We start from the raw sequence: 591 nt of genomic DNA, 5'->3' as shown, positions 1-591 counted from the left end.
CCTCGAACACCGCCCGCACACCCAGACCCGCATCCAGCCCCGTGTTGATCGCAGCCACCAACCGCATCGCCGACAGCGAATCCCCACCCAACTCGAAGAACGAATCATCAACCCCGACCCGCTCCACCCCGAGCACCTGGGCAAAGACCCCAGCCAGGATCTCCTCAACCACACTCGACGGCGCCCGATAACTATGCACATCGCTATACGCCGGAGCCGGCAACGCACGAACATCAAGCTTGTTGTTGACCGTCAACGGCAACGCATCAAGCACCACCACCGCCGCCGGCACCATATAACCGGGCAACCGATGCCCCAACACCGCACGCACCACACCCGGATGCGCGGTCCCGGTGATATAACCCACCAACCGCTTATCCCCCGGACGGTCCTCCCGCGCGATCACCGCCGCTTCACGCACACCGTCCAAGGCGGCCAACGCCGCCTGGACTTCGCCGAGTTCAATGCGATACCCACGAATCTTGACCTGCTCATCAGCACGCCCCAGGTACTGCAACTGCCCATCAGCACCCCACCGCACCAGATCCCCGGTGCGATACATCCGCGAACCCACACCACCAAACGGACACG

The 591-nt window shown here is 63.5% G+C and carries 1 protein-coding gene; it reads right to left on the bottom strand.

All coding sequences use genetic code 11. The features are described from left to right. Positions 1-591 (bottom strand): phosphopantetheine-binding protein (locus AAHH99_RS24910; protein WP_418771138.1); only part of this gene is annotated, 591 nt, incomplete at both ends.

The sequence above is a fragment of the Mycobacterium neumannii genome (assembly GCF_048452905.1).
GTDB classification, from domain to species: Bacteria; Actinomycetota; Actinomycetes; order Mycobacteriales; family Mycobacteriaceae; genus Mycobacterium; species Mycobacterium neumannii_B.
This window is presented reverse-complemented; position numbering and strand designations above follow the sequence as displayed.